General features: G+C 66.8%; 13 protein-coding genes. 10 read left to right on the top strand and 3 right to left on the bottom strand.

The window, feature by feature from the left end; translation table 11 throughout:
* Positions 1-138 precede the first annotated feature (138 nt).
* The 4 genes from ACI766_RS17115 (at position 139) to ACI766_RS17100 (ending at position 4,117) form a co-directional block, all read left to right on the top strand.
* Positions 139-1,551 carry a circularly permuted type 2 ATP-grasp protein gene (locus ACI766_RS17115; RefSeq protein WP_003087741.1) on the top strand — a complete coding sequence of 471 codons (1,413 nt, stop codon included), beginning with the start codon at positions 139-141 and terminating at the stop codon, positions 1,549-1,551.
* A gap of 2 nt (positions 1,552-1,553) precedes the next feature.
* The gene (locus tag ACI766_RS17110; protein ID WP_003087742.1) at positions 1,554-2,507 is read left to right on the top strand and encodes an alpha-E domain-containing protein; all 954 of its coding nucleotides are present in this window, start codon (positions 1,554-1,556) and stop codon (positions 2,505-2,507) included.
* Entirely contained in the window at positions 2,504-3,304 is an 801-nt protein-coding gene (locus ACI766_RS17105; protein WP_003100717.1) for a transglutaminase family protein, read from the top strand. The genes ACI766_RS17110 and ACI766_RS17105 overlap by 4 nt, the downstream gene beginning before the upstream one ends.
* Before the next feature lie 81 nt (positions 3,305-3,385).
* Complete coding sequence (locus tag ACI766_RS17100; RefSeq protein WP_003120324.1) at positions 3,386-4,117, top strand: peptidase; 732 nt, start codon at positions 3,386-3,388, stop codon at positions 4,115-4,117.
* Positions 4,118-4,124: 7 nt separating this feature from the next.
* On the opposite strand, the gene ACI766_RS17095 is transcribed toward ACI766_RS17100, so the two are convergent.
* On the bottom strand, positions 4,125-4,946 hold the full coding sequence (locus tag ACI766_RS17095) for a cytochrome c (protein ID WP_003100707.1): 822 nt from the start codon (positions 4,944-4,946) through the stop codon (positions 4,125-4,127).
* A 112-nt stretch (positions 4,947-5,058) separates the two neighbouring features.
* Between ACI766_RS17095 and ACI766_RS17090 the strand changes: the two genes are divergently transcribed.
* The 3 genes from ACI766_RS17090 (at position 5,059) to ACI766_RS17080 (ending at position 9,880) form a co-directional block, all read left to right on the top strand.
* A complete protein-coding gene (locus ACI766_RS17090; RefSeq protein WP_003087746.1) occupies positions 5,059-5,946 on the top strand; it encodes an AEC family transporter in 888 nt (295 codons plus the stop codon).
* A gap of 570 nt (positions 5,947-6,516) precedes the next feature.
* The gene (locus tag ACI766_RS17085) at positions 6,517-7,722 is read left to right on the top strand and encodes an acetyl-CoA C-acetyltransferase (protein ID WP_003087747.1); all 1,206 of its coding nucleotides are present in this window, start codon (positions 6,517-6,519) and stop codon (positions 7,720-7,722) included.
* A 13-nt stretch (positions 7,723-7,735) separates the two neighbouring features.
* On the top strand, positions 7,736-9,880 hold the full coding sequence (locus tag ACI766_RS17080) for a 3-hydroxyacyl-CoA dehydrogenase NAD-binding domain-containing protein (RefSeq protein WP_003100703.1): 2,145 nt from the start codon (positions 7,736-7,738) through the stop codon (positions 9,878-9,880).
* A 384-nt stretch (positions 9,881-10,264) separates the two neighbouring features.
* Here ACI766_RS17080 and ACI766_RS17075 read toward each other — a convergent pair whose 3' ends face one another.
* Complete coding sequence (locus tag ACI766_RS17075) at positions 10,265-11,179, bottom strand: LysR family transcriptional regulator (protein ID WP_004342915.1); 915 nt, start codon at positions 11,177-11,179, stop codon at positions 10,265-10,267.
* A 151-nt stretch (positions 11,180-11,330) separates the two neighbouring features.
* Between ACI766_RS17075 and ACI766_RS17070 the strand changes: the two genes are divergently transcribed.
* Together ACI766_RS17070 and ACI766_RS17065 are read left to right on the top strand one after the other, a co-directional pair.
* Positions 11,331-12,302: an aldo/keto reductase gene (locus tag ACI766_RS17070; protein ID WP_003117709.1), complete on the top strand. Its 972-nt coding sequence runs from the start codon at positions 11,331-11,333 to the stop codon at positions 12,300-12,302.
* Positions 12,303-12,324: 22 nt separating this feature from the next.
* Positions 12,325-13,323, top strand: a complete 999-nt coding sequence (locus tag ACI766_RS17065) for a hypothetical protein (RefSeq protein WP_017002218.1) — start codon at positions 12,325-12,327, stop codon at positions 13,321-13,323.
* A gap of 8 nt (positions 13,324-13,331) precedes the next feature.
* Here ACI766_RS17065 and ACI766_RS17060 read toward each other — a convergent pair whose 3' ends face one another.
* Positions 13,332-13,703, bottom strand: coding sequence for a glutaredoxin family protein (locus ACI766_RS17060; protein ID WP_003087752.1), 372 nt, complete (start codon positions 13,701-13,703; stop codon positions 13,332-13,334).
* 244 nt (positions 13,704-13,947) lie between these two features.
* Here ACI766_RS17060 and ACI766_RS17055 point away from each other — a divergent pair, with 244 nt between their 5' ends.
* The gene (locus ACI766_RS17055) at positions 13,948-14,670 is read left to right on the top strand and encodes an amidotransferase (protein WP_003098093.1); all 723 of its coding nucleotides are present in this window, start codon (positions 13,948-13,950) and stop codon (positions 14,668-14,670) included.
* Positions 14,671-14,715: the final 45 nt, after the last annotated feature.

Here is a 14,715-nt window from a genome sequence, read left to right as displayed (position 1 = left end):
TCCTCTCCCTGTGGGCAGGATGCACCAGACTGGGGCGAACCCGCCGCGCCGACCCTGCGAATCGCCGACGAGCCGTGATCCGCGCGCTGGCACGGGCTTTGCGAGTTCCCCATCGTTCGTGACGACAAGGAGTCCGGCATGGCACGCATGTTTTACGACGAGATGCACGATGCTGGCGGCGAATGCCGCTCGCATTATCGGGAATTCGCTCGCTGGCTGGCCGACACCCCTGAAGAGCAACTGCTGCAACGCCGGCGTGAAGCCGACCTGCTGTTCCACCGCGCCGGCATCACCTTCACCCTGTACGGCGACGAGCAGGGCACCGAGCGCCTGATCCCCTTCGACACCATCCCGCGCAGCATTCCCGCGGCGGAGTGGGCGCACATCGAGGCCGGCTGCATCCAGCGCGTCCAGGCGCTGAACCTGTTCCTCGCCGACCTCTACCACGAACAGCGCATCCTCAAGGCCGGGGTGATTCCTGCCGAGCAGGTCCTGGCCAACGACCAGTACCAACTGGCGATGCAGGGACTGGACCTGCCGGGCAACGTCTACGCGCACATTGCCGGGGTCGACCTGGTCCGCGACGGCAGCGGCAACTATTACGTGCTGGAGGACAACCTGCGCACGCCCAGCGGTGTTTCCTACATGCTGGAAAACCGCAAGATGATGATGCGCCTGTTCCCCGAGCTGTTCGTCCGCCAGCGCGTGGCGCCGATCGACCACTACCCGGACCTGCTGCTCGACACCCTAAAGCGGGCCAGTGACGTCGAATCGCCGAGCGTGGTGGTATTGACGCCGGGACGTTTCAACAGCGCCTACTTCGAACACGCCTTCCTCGCCCGCGAGATGGGCGTGGAACTGGTCGAAGGCGCCGATCTGTTCGTCCGCGACGAGCGGGTCTACATGCGCACGACGGCCGGACCGCAACCGGTGGACGTGATCTACCGAAGGATCGACGACGCCTTCCTCGACCCGCTGGCGTTCAACCCGGATTCGCTGCTCGGCGTGCCCGGCCTGCTGGCCGCCTACCGGGCCGGCAACCTGGTGCTGGCCAACGCGATCGGTACCGGGGTGGCCGACGACAAGTCGATCTACCCCTACGTGCCGGACATGATCCGCTTCTACCTCGGCGAAGACCCGCTGCTGCACAACGTGCCGACCTGGCAATGTCGCAAGCCGAAGGAACTGGCGCACGTCCTGGCGCACCTGCCGGAGCTGGTGGTGAAGGAGACCCAGGGTTCCGGCGGCTACGGCATGCTGGTCGGACCGGCGGCCAGCCGGGAGGAAATCGAGCTGTTCCGCGAGCGCCTGAAGGCTCGCCCGGAGGCCTATATCGCGCAACCGACGCTGTCCCTGTCGACCTGTCCGACCTTCGTCGAGAGCGGCGTCGCGCCGCGCCATATCGACCTGCGGCCGTTCGTCCTGTCGGCGCCGGATCGGGTTCGCCTGGTGCCTGGCGGGCTGACCCGGGTGGCGTTGCGCGAAGGCTCGCTGGTGGTCAACTCGTCCCAGGGCGGCGGCACCAAGGACACCTGGGTGGTGGAGGAATAAGCATGCTCAGCCGGACCGCTTCCGACCTGTACTGGATGTCGCGCTACCTGGAACGCGCGGAGAACCTCGCCCGCATGCTCGACGTCAGCTACTCGCTGTCGCTGTTGCCGCAGGACCGCAACGGTGGCGGCCTGGACGAACTGGCCATGCCGCTGCTGATCACCGGCACCCTCGACGCCTACCTGGAGCGCCACGGCGAACTGGCCGCCGAGCGCCTGCTGAGTTTCTTCGCCCTCGACCCGGACAACCCGGCGAGCATCTACAGCTGCCTGGCCGCAGCGCGCGCCAGTGCCCATGCGGTACGCGGGCGGATCACCCTGGACATGTGGGAGAACATCAACGCCACCTGGCTGGAAATGCGCGGCATCGCCGCCGAGGGCATCCTGCGCTATGGCATCAGTCGTTTCTGCGAATGGGTGAAGGACCGCTCGCACCTGTTCCGCGGCGCGACCTTCGCCACCAGCATGCGCAACGATGCGTTCCGCTTCATCCGTCTCGGAACCTTCATCGAACGCGCCGACAATACCTTGCGCCTGCTCGATGCGCGCTACCAGACCCAGGGCGAAGCGGCGCTCGCCGGGGCGGACGAGGGCACCGCGCGCGGCTACTACCAGTGGAGCGCGCTGCTGCGGGCGCTATCCGCCTTCGAGGGCTACACCGAGCTGTACCGCGCCTCGCCCAACGCGCGCAACATCGCCGAATTGCTGCTGTTGCGCGAGGACGTGCCACGTTCGCTGCTGTCCTGCATCGAGGAACTGAGCGAGATCCTTTCCGGCCTGCCCGGCGTCAACGGCCGGCCGGCGCAGCGCCTGGCCGCCGAGCTGGAGGCGCGGGTGCGCTACACCGGCATCGACGAGGTGCTGGAACAGGGCCTGCATACCTGGATCACCGACTACATCCTGCTGGTTCGCCAGTTGGCCAACGCCATTCACAGCTCCTACCTGGAGGCCGCATGAGACTCTCGATCACCCACGACACCACCTATCGCTACGAAGACCGGGTGCGCGCCAGCATCCAGTACCTGCGCCTGACCCCGCAGGACAGCGAGCGCCAGCACGTGGTCGATTGGCGCCTGGACCTGCCGCGCCCGGCGCGGCCGCTGCGCGATCCGTACGGCAACATCCTGCACGTCCTGACCCTGGACGAACCGCATGAGTCGGTCCTGATCGCCGCCCACGGCCTGGTCGAGATCGACGAGGAGCGCGAGGTGGAGCACGATCGCCAGTCGCCGTTGCCGTTCCTGCGCAGCACCCGCCTGACCGGCGCCGATGCCGAGATGCGCGCCTTCGCCGAACGCGCCATGGGCGGCCGCAAGGACCGCGGCGGCCTGCTCGACCTGATGCATGCGCTGCACGAGCATATCCTCTACCAGCCGGGGGCGACCCGCGTCGACAGCACCGCCATCGAGGCTTTCGGCGCACGCGCCGGGGTCTGCCAGGACCATGCGCATGCCTTCCTCGCCTGCGTCCGCAGCCAGGGCGTGCCGGGGCGCTACGTCTCCGGCTACCTCTACACCGAGGACGATACGCACCTGGCCAGCCATGCCTGGGCCGAGGCCTGGCTCGGCGACGGCTGGTACAGCTTCGACGTGACCAACCGGCTCGGCCGTCCGGAGCGCCATCTCAAGCTGGCCGTCGGCCTCGACTACCTGGATGCCTGCCCGGTGCGCGGCTTGCGCCGTGGCGGCGGTTGCGAGCAGATGCATGCGAGGGTGCTGGTCAGCGCGCCGCTGCTGCAGGTGCAGCAACAGTGACGATCCATTGCGCGCCTGGCGTTATCGGCGATTGCCTTTACGCTTGAGGGGCGGGGACGGACGGAATAAGGAAGATTCGAGATGACCTACTGTGTCGCGATGCACCTGGCCGATGGGTTGGTGTTCGCCTCCGATTCGCGGACCAACGCCGGGATCGACCATATCGCCACCTTCCGCAAGCTGTTCACCTTCGGCACGCCTGGCGAGCGCCTGCTGGTGGTGCAGACGGCCGGCAACCTGGCGACCTCGCAATCGGTGATCAACCTGTTGCAGCAGCGCATCCGCCGGGACGGCGCCAGCCTGCTCAACGTGCCCTCGGTCTACGACGCCACGGCGCTGGTCGCCGAGACCACCCGCGAGGTGCTGGCCCGCGACGGCGGCAATCTGGCCGGCAATACCGACCTGAGCTGTTCCTTCCTGGTCGGCGGGCAGATCGCCGGCGGACCGCCGGCGCTGTACAGCATCTATCCCCAGGGCAACTTCATCCAGGCCACGCCGGACACGCCTTTCCTGCAACTGGGCGAAAGCAAGTACGGCAAGCCGATCCTCGACCGCAACCTGACTTTCGACACGCCGCTGGAGCAGGCCCTGCGCTGCGCGCTGGTGTCGTTCGACTCGACCATCCGCAGCAACCTCTCGGTGGGCATGCCGCTGGACCTGCTGGTCTACCACCGCGACAGCCTGATCCTGCCGGAGGGCTACCGGGTCACCGAGGACGACGCCTATTTCAGCGCCATCCGCCGCCAGTGGAGCGCCGGCCTGCACGACTTGCTGGAGCGCCTGCCGTCGCCGCCCTCGGCGTACAACATCTGACGCCGCTTCAGCCGGCCGCGCCCGCCTTGCGGCCGGCCATGTGGCGCAGGTAGCCGATCAACTGGCGCAACTCCTGGTCGTCGATCACCCGTTCCGGGAACGCCGGCATCTTCGCCTGCGGCCATTGCCGCAGCGCCTGCGGGTCGCGGATGTAGCGGGCGAGGAATTGCGGCTGGAAGTACTCGGTGGGGTTGTACGGCAGGTTCAGGTCCGGGCCGAACTGGGCGTCGCCGGCACCGTTGAGACGGTGGCAGGCCAGGCAGTTCTTCTGGAACACGGCGAAGCCGGCGCGCACCTCCGCGCTGGCGTCGGCGGCCGGCAGCAGGGCCGGGAAGCGTTCGGCCAGAGGGGACTGGTAGCGGATGCGGACGACCTGGAAGGGCCATTGCTCCGGACCGATGCGTTTTTCCTCGGGTTTGCTCCAGACCAGATAGAACGGCCCGGCGGACGGCTTGCCGGCGCCCAGCGGCGGCCAGGGGCGCTGCGGATCCTCTATCGCCAGCCAGGCTTGCGAGCCCTGTTCGGCGAGCAGCGGGGCGGCCGGCAACTCGGCGGCGAAGCCGTCGCTGGCCACGGCCTGCAAATGGTCTTCGGGATGCACGCCTTTCAACAACGCCGCCAGTGGCACGGCGCGGTAGCGCATGTTCCGGCGGTAGGCGACGTCGGCCGGGATGTCCAGGTCGCGGGCCTGCGGATGCCTGAGCAGTTCTTCGCTGCTCCAGGTCTGCGTGCCCCCCGGCAGTTCCAGGCGGAGCTCGGCGGCCCAGGCGGCAGCCACAGGGAAGAGCAGGGCACCTAGCAACGCCAGGCGCGGGAGAGTGACAGGCATGCGGGTTCCTCGTGCATCCGCCGGTTATGGCATGGAGCGAGAGATTGGCACGGAACGGGGGCCTCGCGGTAGCATGCGGGCCATTGCATAGCTGGCTAACCAAGGGGTTCCCGTGCTCGCCGAGTTGTTCGCCGTGATGGCGCCCGTGCTGTTCGGCGCCGGTGTCGGTTACGTCTGGGTCCGTCTCGGACACGCCTATCCGACCGAGTTCGTTTCGCGCATCGTGTTCAACATCGGTTCGCCATGCCTGATCCTCGCCACCCTGGCGCATACCCGGGTGGACCTGCACAGTTTCGGCCGGATGGCCCTGGCCAGCGCGCTGATCTGCGTCTGCATGGCTGCGCTGGGCTGGGCGGCGGCGCGCCTCGGGCGCCAGGAGTGGCAGGTGCTGGTGCCGGCCTACAGCTTCCCGAATGTCGGCAACATGGGCCTGCCGGTGTGCCTGTATGCGTTCGGCGAGGCGGGGATGACCCTGGCGGTGGCGTTCTACCTGATCATGTCGATCGGCAACTTCAGCCTCGGCGTGTTCTGGATGAGCGGCGAGCGCTCCTGGCGCTCGCTGCTGGGCAATCCGATCCTGCTCAGCGTGCTGCTGGCCTTGTTGTTGATGGGGCTCGACCTGCAACTGCCACGCTGGATGGCGAATACTGTCGACCTGATGGCCGGGCTGACCATTCCGCTGATGCTGATCACCCTCGGCGTGTCCCTGGCCAGCATCCGCCCGCGGCAACTGGGCAATGGCTTCTTCTATGGCGGCCTGCGTCTTCTGCTGGGGGCGCTGGTGGGCTGGTCGGTGGCGCTGGCGTTGCAATTGCCGCCGTTGGCGCAGGGGGTGCTGGTGGTGCAGTCGTCGATGCCGGTGGCGGTGTTCAACTATCTCTACGCCTTGCGCGGCAATCGTTCGCCGGATCAGGTCGCCAGCCTGGTGCTGTGTTCGACCTTGCTGTCGTTCGCCTTCATTCCGCTGCTGCTGACCTGGTGGCTGCCTGCGCTGCGCTGACCGCGAGGCGGTGCGCAGCGTGCAGGCAGCAGGTGCCCTAGCGGATCAGACTGTTAAGGTTGGGAAGGATCAGGATGACTGTGGTGGCGAAGACGATGAGGCTCGCTTGCCGCCATCTTTTTGGCTGCTCGTTCAACATGGCCTGTCTGCCTTTCTTGTTGTCGGGTGGCTGCCTGCTCCGCGCTACGGCCCGGCGGAACGGCTTGCCACGCAGTGGCGTACTCTTCGGTCGGCCCGGCATCCCCGGCGTCGACCTCCCTTTCGAACGCTTGCATGAATCAGTCTAAGCCCCGGCCTGCGCGGGCTTAGACCACTTGGATACAAGCTGCTGCGGTCTAGACATATTCCCTCTATATGACAGCGTGGTGACGGCTCTGGCGTGCGTCTCGACCGTTCGTCCGGTGTCCGGGTTTCCGGTCGAAAGATGGCATGGTGCTATCTTCCCGGCGTTGCAGGCTGAGCTGGGCGGTCAATCAGCCTGAGCGGTTCGGTCATTGTCCCGCCGGCGAGCCTGTTTAAGGTAGGCGGAGGCCCGCTCGGCCGGACGAGAACAGGATAAGAGAGACCGCCATGACCGACGCATTCATTTACGACGCCGTGCGTACTCCCCGCGGCAAGGGCAAGAAGGATGGCGCGCTGCACAGCGTCAAGCCGGTGAACCTGATGGCCGGGCTGTTGCGCGCGGTCCAGCGGCGCAACGACCTGGATACCGCCCAGGTCGACGATATCGTGCTCGGCTGCGTGACGCCGGTGGGCGACCAGGGCGCCGATATCGCCAAGACCGCGGCGCTGGTGGCCGACTGGGACGAACAGGTTGCCGGCGTGCAGATCAACCGTTTCTGCGCCTCCGGCCTGGAGGCGGTGAACCTGGGGGCGATGAAGGTACGCTCCGGCTTCGAGGACCTGGTCCTGGTCGGTGGCGTCGAGTCCATGTCACGCGTGCCGATGGGCTCCGACGGCGGCGCCTGGGCACTGGATCCGGAAACCAACCTGCACACCAGCTTCGTCCCGCAAGGGATCGGCGCCGACCTGATCGCCACCCTGGAAGGCTTCAGTCGCGCCGATGTCGATGCCTTCGCCCTGCGCTCCCAGCAGAAGGCCGCCAAGGCCCGCGCCGAAGGGCTGTTCGGCAAGTCGCTGGTGCCGGTCGCCGACCAGAATGGCATCGTCCTGCTCGACCACGATGAGTTCATTCGCGCCGACTCCACCCTGGAAGGGCTCGCCGCGCTCAAACCGAGTTTCGAGATGATGGGGCAGATGGGCTTCGACGCCACCGCGCTGCGCAAGTACAGCCAGGTCGAGCGCATCGAGCACGTGCATACGCCGGGCAACAGCTCGGGGATCGTCGACGGCGCCAGCGCCATGCTCATCGGCTCCGAGGCCAAGGGCCGCGAACTGGGCCTGAAGGCGCGGGCGCGGATCGTCGCTACCGCGGTGACCTCCACCGACCCCACCATCATGCTTACCGGCCCCGCGCCGGCGACCCGCAAGGCCCTGGCCAAGGCCGGTCTGAAGGTGGAAGACATCGACCTGTTCGAAGTCAACGAGGCGTTCGCTTCGGTGGTGATGAAGTTCATGAAGGACATGGGCGTGGCGGAAAGCAAGGTCAACGTCAACGGCGGCGCCATCGCCATGGGCCACCCGCTCGGCGCCACCGGCTGCATCATCCTCGGCACGCTGCTCGACGAACTGGAGCGGCGCAACCTGCGCTACGGCCTGGCCACCCTCTGCGTAGGCGGCGGCATGGGCATCGCCACCATCATCGAGCGCGTGTGAAGGGAGAACCGGAATGACTGACGCTATCCGTTACGAAAAAGGCCAGGACAACGTCGTCGTCCTGACCATGGACATGCCCGGGCAGAGCGCCAACACCATGAACGGTGTCTACCGCGAGGCGATGGCGAAGACCATCGCACGGCTGGAGGCGGAGAAAGAGGGGATCGCCGGCGTGGTGCTGACCTCGGCGAAGAAGACCTTCTTCGCCGGCGGCGATCTCAACGAGCTGATCAAGGTCACCAAGGCCGACGCCCCGGCCTTCTACCAGGGCATCCTCGAACTCAAGGGCCAACTGCGGCGCCTGGAGACCCTCGGCAAGCCGGTGGTCGCCGCGATCAACGGCGCTGCGCTGGGCGGCGGCTGGGAGATCTGCCTGGCTTGCCACCACCGCATCGCCCTGGACAATCCCGGCGTGCAGCTCGGCCTGCCGGAGGTGACTCTCGGCCTGTTGCCGGGCGGCGGCGGGATCGTGCGCATGGTGCGACTGCTTGGCCTGGAGAAAGCCCTGCCATACCTCGCCGAAGGCAAGAAGGTGCGTCCGGCGGAAGCGCTCAAGGCCGGGCTGATCCACGAACTGGCCGACAGCCCCGAGGAAATGCTGGAGAAGGCCCGCGCCTGGATCCTCGCCAACCCGGCGGCGAAGCAGCCCTGGGACAGCGCCGGCTACAAGATTCCCGGCGGTACGCCTGCCAGTCCCAACGTGGCGCAGATGCTGGCCATCGCACCGTCGGTGCTGCGCGACAAGACCAAGGGTTGCTTCCCGGCGCCCGAGAAGATCATGTGCGCGGCAGTGGAGGGCGCCCAGGTCGATTTCGACACCGCGCAACTGATCGAGGCGCGCTATTTCACCGAGCTGACCACCGGCCAGGTGGCGAAGAACATGATCGGCACCTTCTGGTTCCAGCTCAACGAGATCAACGCCGGCAAGTCGCGGCCGCAGGGGTATCCGGTGCGGGCGACGAAAAAGGTCGGCGTGCTCGGCGCCGGGATGATGGGCGCGGGCATCGCCTACGTATCGGCGGCGGCCGGCATCGAGGTGGTGCTCAAGGACGTCTCGCTGGAAGCGGCGGAGAAGGGCAAGGCTTATTCGGCCAGGCTGCTGGACAAGAAAGTTGCGCGCGGGCACCTGTCCGCCGAGAAGCGCGACGCCTTCCTCGCGCGGATCGTGCCGAGCGTCAGCGAAGCCGACTTCGAAGGCTGCGACCTGATCATCGAGGCGGTCTTCGAGGACCGCGCGCTGAAAGGCAAGGTCACCGCCGAGGCCGAGAAGCATGCCCTGGCCGATGCGGTAGTGGCGTCCAATACCTCGACCCTGCCGATCACCGGTCTGGCCCAGGCGGTGGCGCGGCCGGAGAAGTTCATCGGCCTGCACTTCTTCAGCCCGGTGGACAAGATGCCGCTGGTGGAGATCATCCGCGGCGAAAAGACCAGCGACGAAACCCTGGCGCGCGGTTTCGACTACGTACTGCAGATCAAGAAAACGCCGATCGTGGTCAACGACAGCCGCGGCTTCTTCACCTCGCGGGTATTCGGCACCTTCACCAACGAAGGCATCGCCATGCTCGGCGAAGGCGTGAGCGCCGCGATGATCGACAACCAGGCGCGCCAGGCCGGTATGCCGGTGGGGCCGCTGGCGATTTCCGACGAAGTCTCCCTGAGCCTGATGACCCACATCCGCAACCAGACCGCCCGCGACCTCGAGGCCGAGGGCAAGGCTCTGCCGACGCACCCTGCGTTCGCCGTGATCGACCTGATGGTCAATGAGTACAAGCGCCCGGGCAAGGCGGCCGGCGCCGGCTTCTACGACTACCCGGCGAACGGCAGGAAACATCTCTGGGCGGAACTCAAGAGCCGCTTCGAGAAGCCCGATGCGCAAATATCCGCCGAGGACGTACGCGACCGCCTGCTGTTCATCCAGGCCATCGAGACCGTGCGTTGCGTGGAGGAGGGGGTATTGCACTCCACCGCCGACGCGAACATCGGCTCGATCTTCGGTATCGGTTTCGCCGCCTGGAGCGGGGGCGCCTTGCAGTTCATCAACCAGTACGGCCTGAAGGACTTCATCGCCCGCGCCCAATACCTGGTCGAACAGTACGGCGAGCGCTTCGAGCCGCCGGCGCTGTTGCTGGAGAAGGCGGCGAAGGGCGAGCTGTTCTGAGTCCTGGCGTCGCATGGAGAGCCGGCCTTCGGGCCGGCTTTCTCGTGGTTGCGTACCGCGGCGGATGACGCCACCCCGGTATCCCCTGGTTCTTGCCAGCCAGGCCGCCACGGGTAGGGCGAATAGCGCCATGGGCGCTATCCGCCGATATGCCGAGGTTCGGCGGATAACCGCGATGCGGTTATCCGCCCTACGCCGCGCGTCGGTACAGGCCCTTGCCTCCAGCCGCCATTGGTAGGGCGAATAGCGCCACAGGCGCTATCCGCCGATATACCGAGATTCGGCGGATAACCGCGATGCGGTTATCCGCCCTACGCCGTGCGTCGATACAGGCCAGCCTCCATGCTTGCCTCCAGGCCGCCACGGGCGCTTCCGCCGATGTGCCTACGCGGGACCTGGGTGTTCCTCGCCGGGGTAGCGCAGCAGGTCGATCACGGTGCTCAACGCCGCCGGGTGGTTGCGGCGGTTCGGATAATAGAGATGGAAACCGGGAAAGGGGGCGCACCAATCCGCCAGGACCCGTTCCAGGCGGCCGGCGGCGAGGTGCTCGGCGACTTCCTCCTCGATGGCGAAGGCAATCCCGACATCGGCCAGCGCCGCCTGTAGCATCAGGCGCGGGTCGTCGAGGACCAGCGGTCCGCTCACGGCCACCGAAAGCGCTTTCGTGCCCTTGCTGAATTGCCATTTGTAAAGCTCTCCGGAAGACACCTTGCGCCAGCCGATGCAACGGTGGCCGAGCAATTCCTCCGGGCTACCCGGCCTGCCTTGCCGTCGGAAGTAGGCCGGGGTCGCGACGATGGCCAAGCGCAGGTCCGGGCCGACCCGCACGGCGCGCATGCCGTGCTGGAGGTCTTCGCCGAGGCGGATGCCGGCGTCGAAACCGGCTTCGACGATATTGGCGAAACCCTCGTCCGCCACCACTTCCAGGGTGATGCCGGGATAGTCGCGGGCCAGTTCGCCGAAACGTGGCGCGAGGACGAGACCGATGGCGTTTCGCGGTGCGTTGATTCGTACCAGGCCGTGAGGCGTTTCGCGAAAGCGGTTAAGGCTGTCCAGCGCGGCGGCGATGTCTTCGAACGCCGGGTCCAGGTGTGCCAGCAGGTGCTCGCCGGCCTCGGTCGGCGAGACGTTGCGAGTGGTGCGGTTGAGCAGGCGGATGCCGAGCTGGGTTTCCAGTTCGCGCAGGGTGTGGCTGAGCGTCGGCGGGGTTACGCCGAGGGTGGCGGCGGCGCGGCGGAAACTGCGTTCGCGAGCGATGGCGACGAAGGCGGCGAGACCGGCGAGATCGGGCTTCTTCATTGGATTATTAAAATAACTCGATCAATGAAAGAGATTTTTCCAGGATAGTTAGCTATTCGGCAGCAATATAGCATCGTCGGGAAACCTGGCTCATGAACAGGGTGGGGCCGGGGAAACCGCTCTTTTCAGAGCCCTCCGACGAGGTCGTACGATGCAGCATGTCCGTCTTGGCAACAGCGGCCTGAAAGTCTCCCGACTCTGCCTGGGGTGCATGACCTATGGCGATCCGGCGTGGCGTCCATGGGTGCTGGACGAGGAACGGGCGCGTCCGTTCATTCGCGAGGCGCTGGAAGCCGGGATCGACTTCTTCGACAGTGCCGATATCTATTCCACCGGCGAGAGTGAGCGGATCCTCGGACGCGCGCTCAGGGACTTCGCGCAGCGCGAGGACCTGGTAATCGCCACCAAGGCGTTCTTTCCCATGAGCGACAGGCCCAACGCCTGCGGCTTGTCGCGCAAGCATCTGCTTGCCAGCGTGGATGCCTCGCTGCGGCGGTTGGGTACGGACTACCTGGATCTCTTCGTGATCCATCGCTTCGATCCGGAAACCCCGATCGAGGAAACCTGCGAAACCCTCGACAGCCTGGTGCGTGCCGGCAAGGTCCGTTACCTCGGCGCCTCGTCGATGCCGGCCTGGCGCTTCATGAAGATGCTCGCCTTCCAGCGCCACCACGGCCTGGCGCAATTCATCTCGATGCAGAGCCAGTACAACCTGATCGTTCGCGAGGACGAGGAGGACCTCGTTCCGCTGTGCCGGGAAGAGGGGATCGCGTTGACGCCCTGGTCGCCGCTGGCGCGTGGGCTGCTGGCCGGAGCGCGAAGCGCCGGCACGCTGCGGACCCGGACGGACGAACAGGCCCCGCGCTGGTACGGCGGCAGGGAGGAAGTCGAGTCGACCCTTGGCGCGTTGGAGAAACTCGCCGCTGCCCGCGGGCTTCCACCGGCGCAACTCGCCCTGGCCTGGCTGCTTGGCCGGAACGGTGTCGCCGCGCCGATCGTCGGCCTGTCCAGGCCGCATCACCTCGAGGATGCCCTCGCGGCGCTGACGCTGGACCTCGCCGAAGAGGAGTGCGCCACGCTGGAGGCGCCGCTCACGGTGCGCGCCCGGACCCCGCGCTGGTAGGGCGCACATCGACGGAGAAAGCATGATGAGACGACAGGCTTCCGTGTTGCTGCTGGTATCCATGGTATCGGCGACCGTCTTGCCGGTTTTCGCCCGTGCGCCGGGCGAGCGCGAGCCGTCCTGCGCCGCGACGAGCATCGTCCTGCCAGCGGGGGCCCGGTATCCCAACGGCATCGCCCATGCCGCCGATGGAACGCTGTACGTCGGTCTGGTCACCAGCGGGCGCATCCTGCGCAAGCCTCCCGGGGGCGAGTGGGAAACCTTCTTCGCCGGCAGCCCGGCGATCTTCGCTGCCACCGCGCTGCGGCTGGACGAGCCGCGTGGCCTGCTCTGGGGAAATTCGCCGGACTTCCTACCCGCTGGCCGGCGCCGGCCGCATGGGGTGTTCGCCCTGGATCTCGCGACCGGTGCCGTGCGCCGATATCTGACCCTGCCCGGCGACGGGATGGGCAACGATCTCGCGGTGGCGCCGGACGGAACGGTCTACCTGAGCGAAACCCGGGATGGCAGCCTGATGCGGCTGCGGCCCGGGGAACCGGCGTTCCAGGTGTTGCTGCGCGACAGCCGCCTGGCCGGCCCCGGCGGCCTGGGCGCGGCGGGCATCGTCCGGGTGGACGACGACACCCTGCTGGTCGGCAACTTCGGTAGCGGGGCGATCCATGTCGTCGAAGGGGTCGCCACGCGTCCGCGGCTGCGCGAGATGGAGCTGCCCCGAACGCTGGAGAATCCGGACGGCATGGCGCTGGCTCCGGACGGCTCGCTGATCGTGCTGGAGAACGCCATCCGCAGCGGCGCCGGCAAGGTGCTGCGGATCGCCGAGCCGCTCGCTCCAGGGCGGCGCGGCATCGAAGTGATACGCGAGGGCCTGGAGTCGCCGGTCAACCTGACCGTCACCGGACAGGGTTGCGCCTATGTCAGCGAGTCCCGCATTCGCCACCGCCTGTTGCCGGGGCGCGAGGGCGAGGTGCCGGCGCGTTTCCTGATCCACCGGCTGCCCCTGGACGCGGCCGGGGGCGGTTGATCGGCCGCTCAGGCGTTGGCGAAACGACCCTCCAGATAGGCGATGATCTCGCTGGATTCGTACATCCAGCGCACCTGGCCGTTTTCCTCGATGCGCAGGCACGGCACCTTGACCTTGCCGCCGCCTTCCAGCAAAGCCTGGCGGGCCTGCGGATCGTTCATGGCGTCCTTGAGTTGCATCGGCAGGTTCAGCCGGTGCATGGCGCGGCGTGTCTTCACGCAGAACGGACAGGCGCGGAACTGGTAGAGCGACAGGTTCCGCAGCGCCCGCTCGACCTCGGCCTGGGCCTCGGCGCTGCGCTGCAGCTTGCGGGGGCGGCTGACGAAGTCGGCGAGGATAATCGCCTGACCCAGTCCGTTACGTACTGCCTTGAGCAACATGGCGTGTGCCTCGCGGGAAAACCGCCAGTTTACGTGGCGGTTCCGGGCATGGGGAGTCCTTCCGTCTCCTGTGCAGATTTCTTTACGGCTGGGCGTCTCGGGAATCTTTCTGCCGGCTGCTTGTTTTTTGGCGAATCGTCCGGATATTCCTTTCGAGGCCAGGGCGACGGTTCCCTTGCCCGCGCTCCTGTGTTAATTAAATCAAACGAAAACGACAATAACCCCACTTCTTCAGAGAGTCTTTATGTCGCTCCGCATCTGTATCCTGGAAACCGATATCCTTCGTCCCGAGCTGATCGAGCGCTACGAAGGCTACGGCCGGATGTTCCAGCAACTGTTCGCCAAGCAACCGATCGCCGCCGAATTCGTCATCTACAACGTGGTGGAGGGGCGCTATCCGGCGGACGACGAGCGCTTCGACGCCTACCTGGTGACCGGCAGCAAGGCCGACTCCTTCGGTCCCGACCCGTGGATCCAGACCCTGAAGACCTTCCTCCTGGACCGCTACGAGCGCGGCGACAAGCTCCTCGGCGTGTGTTTCGGCCACCAGTTGCTGGCCCTGCTGCTCGGTGGCAAGGCCGAGCGCGCCAGCCAGGGCTGGGGCATGGGCATCCACCAGTACCAGTTGAACGAACGGGCCGACTGGATGAGCCCGGCGCTGCCGGACCTGACCCTGTTGATCAGCCACCAGGACCAGGTCACCCGGCTGCCGGAAAACGCGCGGGTGATCGCTTCCAGCGACTTCTGTCCCTATGCCGCCTACGCCATCGGCGACCAGGTGCTGTGCTTCCAGGGGCATCCCGAGTTCGTCCACGACTACTCCCGCGAACTGCTCGAACTGCGCCAGCAGCACCTGGGCGAGGAACTCTATCGCAAGGGGGTCGATAGCCTGGCGGGGGACCACCAGGGCACCGTCGTCGCCGAATGGATGATGCGTTTCGTCGCGCGCCAGCCGACCGGCGCCTGAGCCGGCTCCGCGCCATGCGAGCGCCGCCAGCCTCCCGGGGTTGGC

Source organism: Pseudomonas sp. DL, from assembly GCF_047199225.1.
Classification (GTDB): Bacteria; Pseudomonadota; Gammaproteobacteria; order Pseudomonadales; family Pseudomonadaceae; genus Pseudomonas; species Pseudomonas aeruginosa.
The sequence above is the reverse complement of the archived record's forward strand: the minus strand, read 5'-3'. Positions and strand labels throughout refer to the sequence as shown.

Bases quoted from the DNA above. Each gene is read 5' to 3' on its own strand.
- ACI766_RS17115 (WP_003087741.1), top strand. From the start codon at position 139: ATGGCACGCATGTTTTACGACGAGATGCACGATGCTGGCGGCGAATGC.
- ACI766_RS17110 (WP_003087742.1), top strand. From the start codon at position 1,554: ATGCTCAGCCGGACCGCTTCCGACCTGTACTGGATGTCGCGCTACCTG.
- ACI766_RS17105 (WP_003100717.1), top strand. From the start codon at position 2,504: ATGAGACTCTCGATCACCCACGACACCACCTATCGCTACGAAGACCGG.
- ACI766_RS17100 (WP_003120324.1), top strand. From the start codon at position 3,386: ATGACCTACTGTGTCGCGATGCACCTGGCCGATGGGTTGGTGTTCGCC.
- ACI766_RS17095 (WP_003100707.1), bottom strand. From the start codon at position 4,946: ATGCCTGTCACTCTCCCGCGCCTGGCGTTGCTAGGTGCCCTGCTCTTC.
- ACI766_RS17085 (WP_003087747.1), top strand. From the start codon at position 6,517: ATGACCGACGCATTCATTTACGACGCCGTGCGTACTCCCCGCGGCAAG.
- ACI766_RS17080 (WP_003100703.1), top strand. From the start codon at position 7,736: ATGACTGACGCTATCCGTTACGAAAAAGGCCAGGACAACGTCGTCGTC.
- ACI766_RS17075 (WP_004342915.1), bottom strand. From the start codon at position 11,179: ATGAAGAAGCCCGATCTCGCCGGTCTCGCCGCCTTCGTCGCCATCGCT.
- ACI766_RS17070 (WP_003117709.1), top strand. From the start codon at position 11,331: ATGCAGCATGTCCGTCTTGGCAACAGCGGCCTGAAAGTCTCCCGACTC.
- ACI766_RS17065 (WP_017002218.1), top strand. From the start codon at position 12,325: ATGATGAGACGACAGGCTTCCGTGTTGCTGCTGGTATCCATGGTATCG.
- ACI766_RS17060 (WP_003087752.1), bottom strand. From the start codon at position 13,703: ATGTTGCTCAAGGCAGTACGTAACGGACTGGGTCAGGCGATTATCCTC.
- ACI766_RS17055 (WP_003098093.1), top strand. From the start codon at position 13,948: ATGTCGCTCCGCATCTGTATCCTGGAAACCGATATCCTTCGTCCCGAG.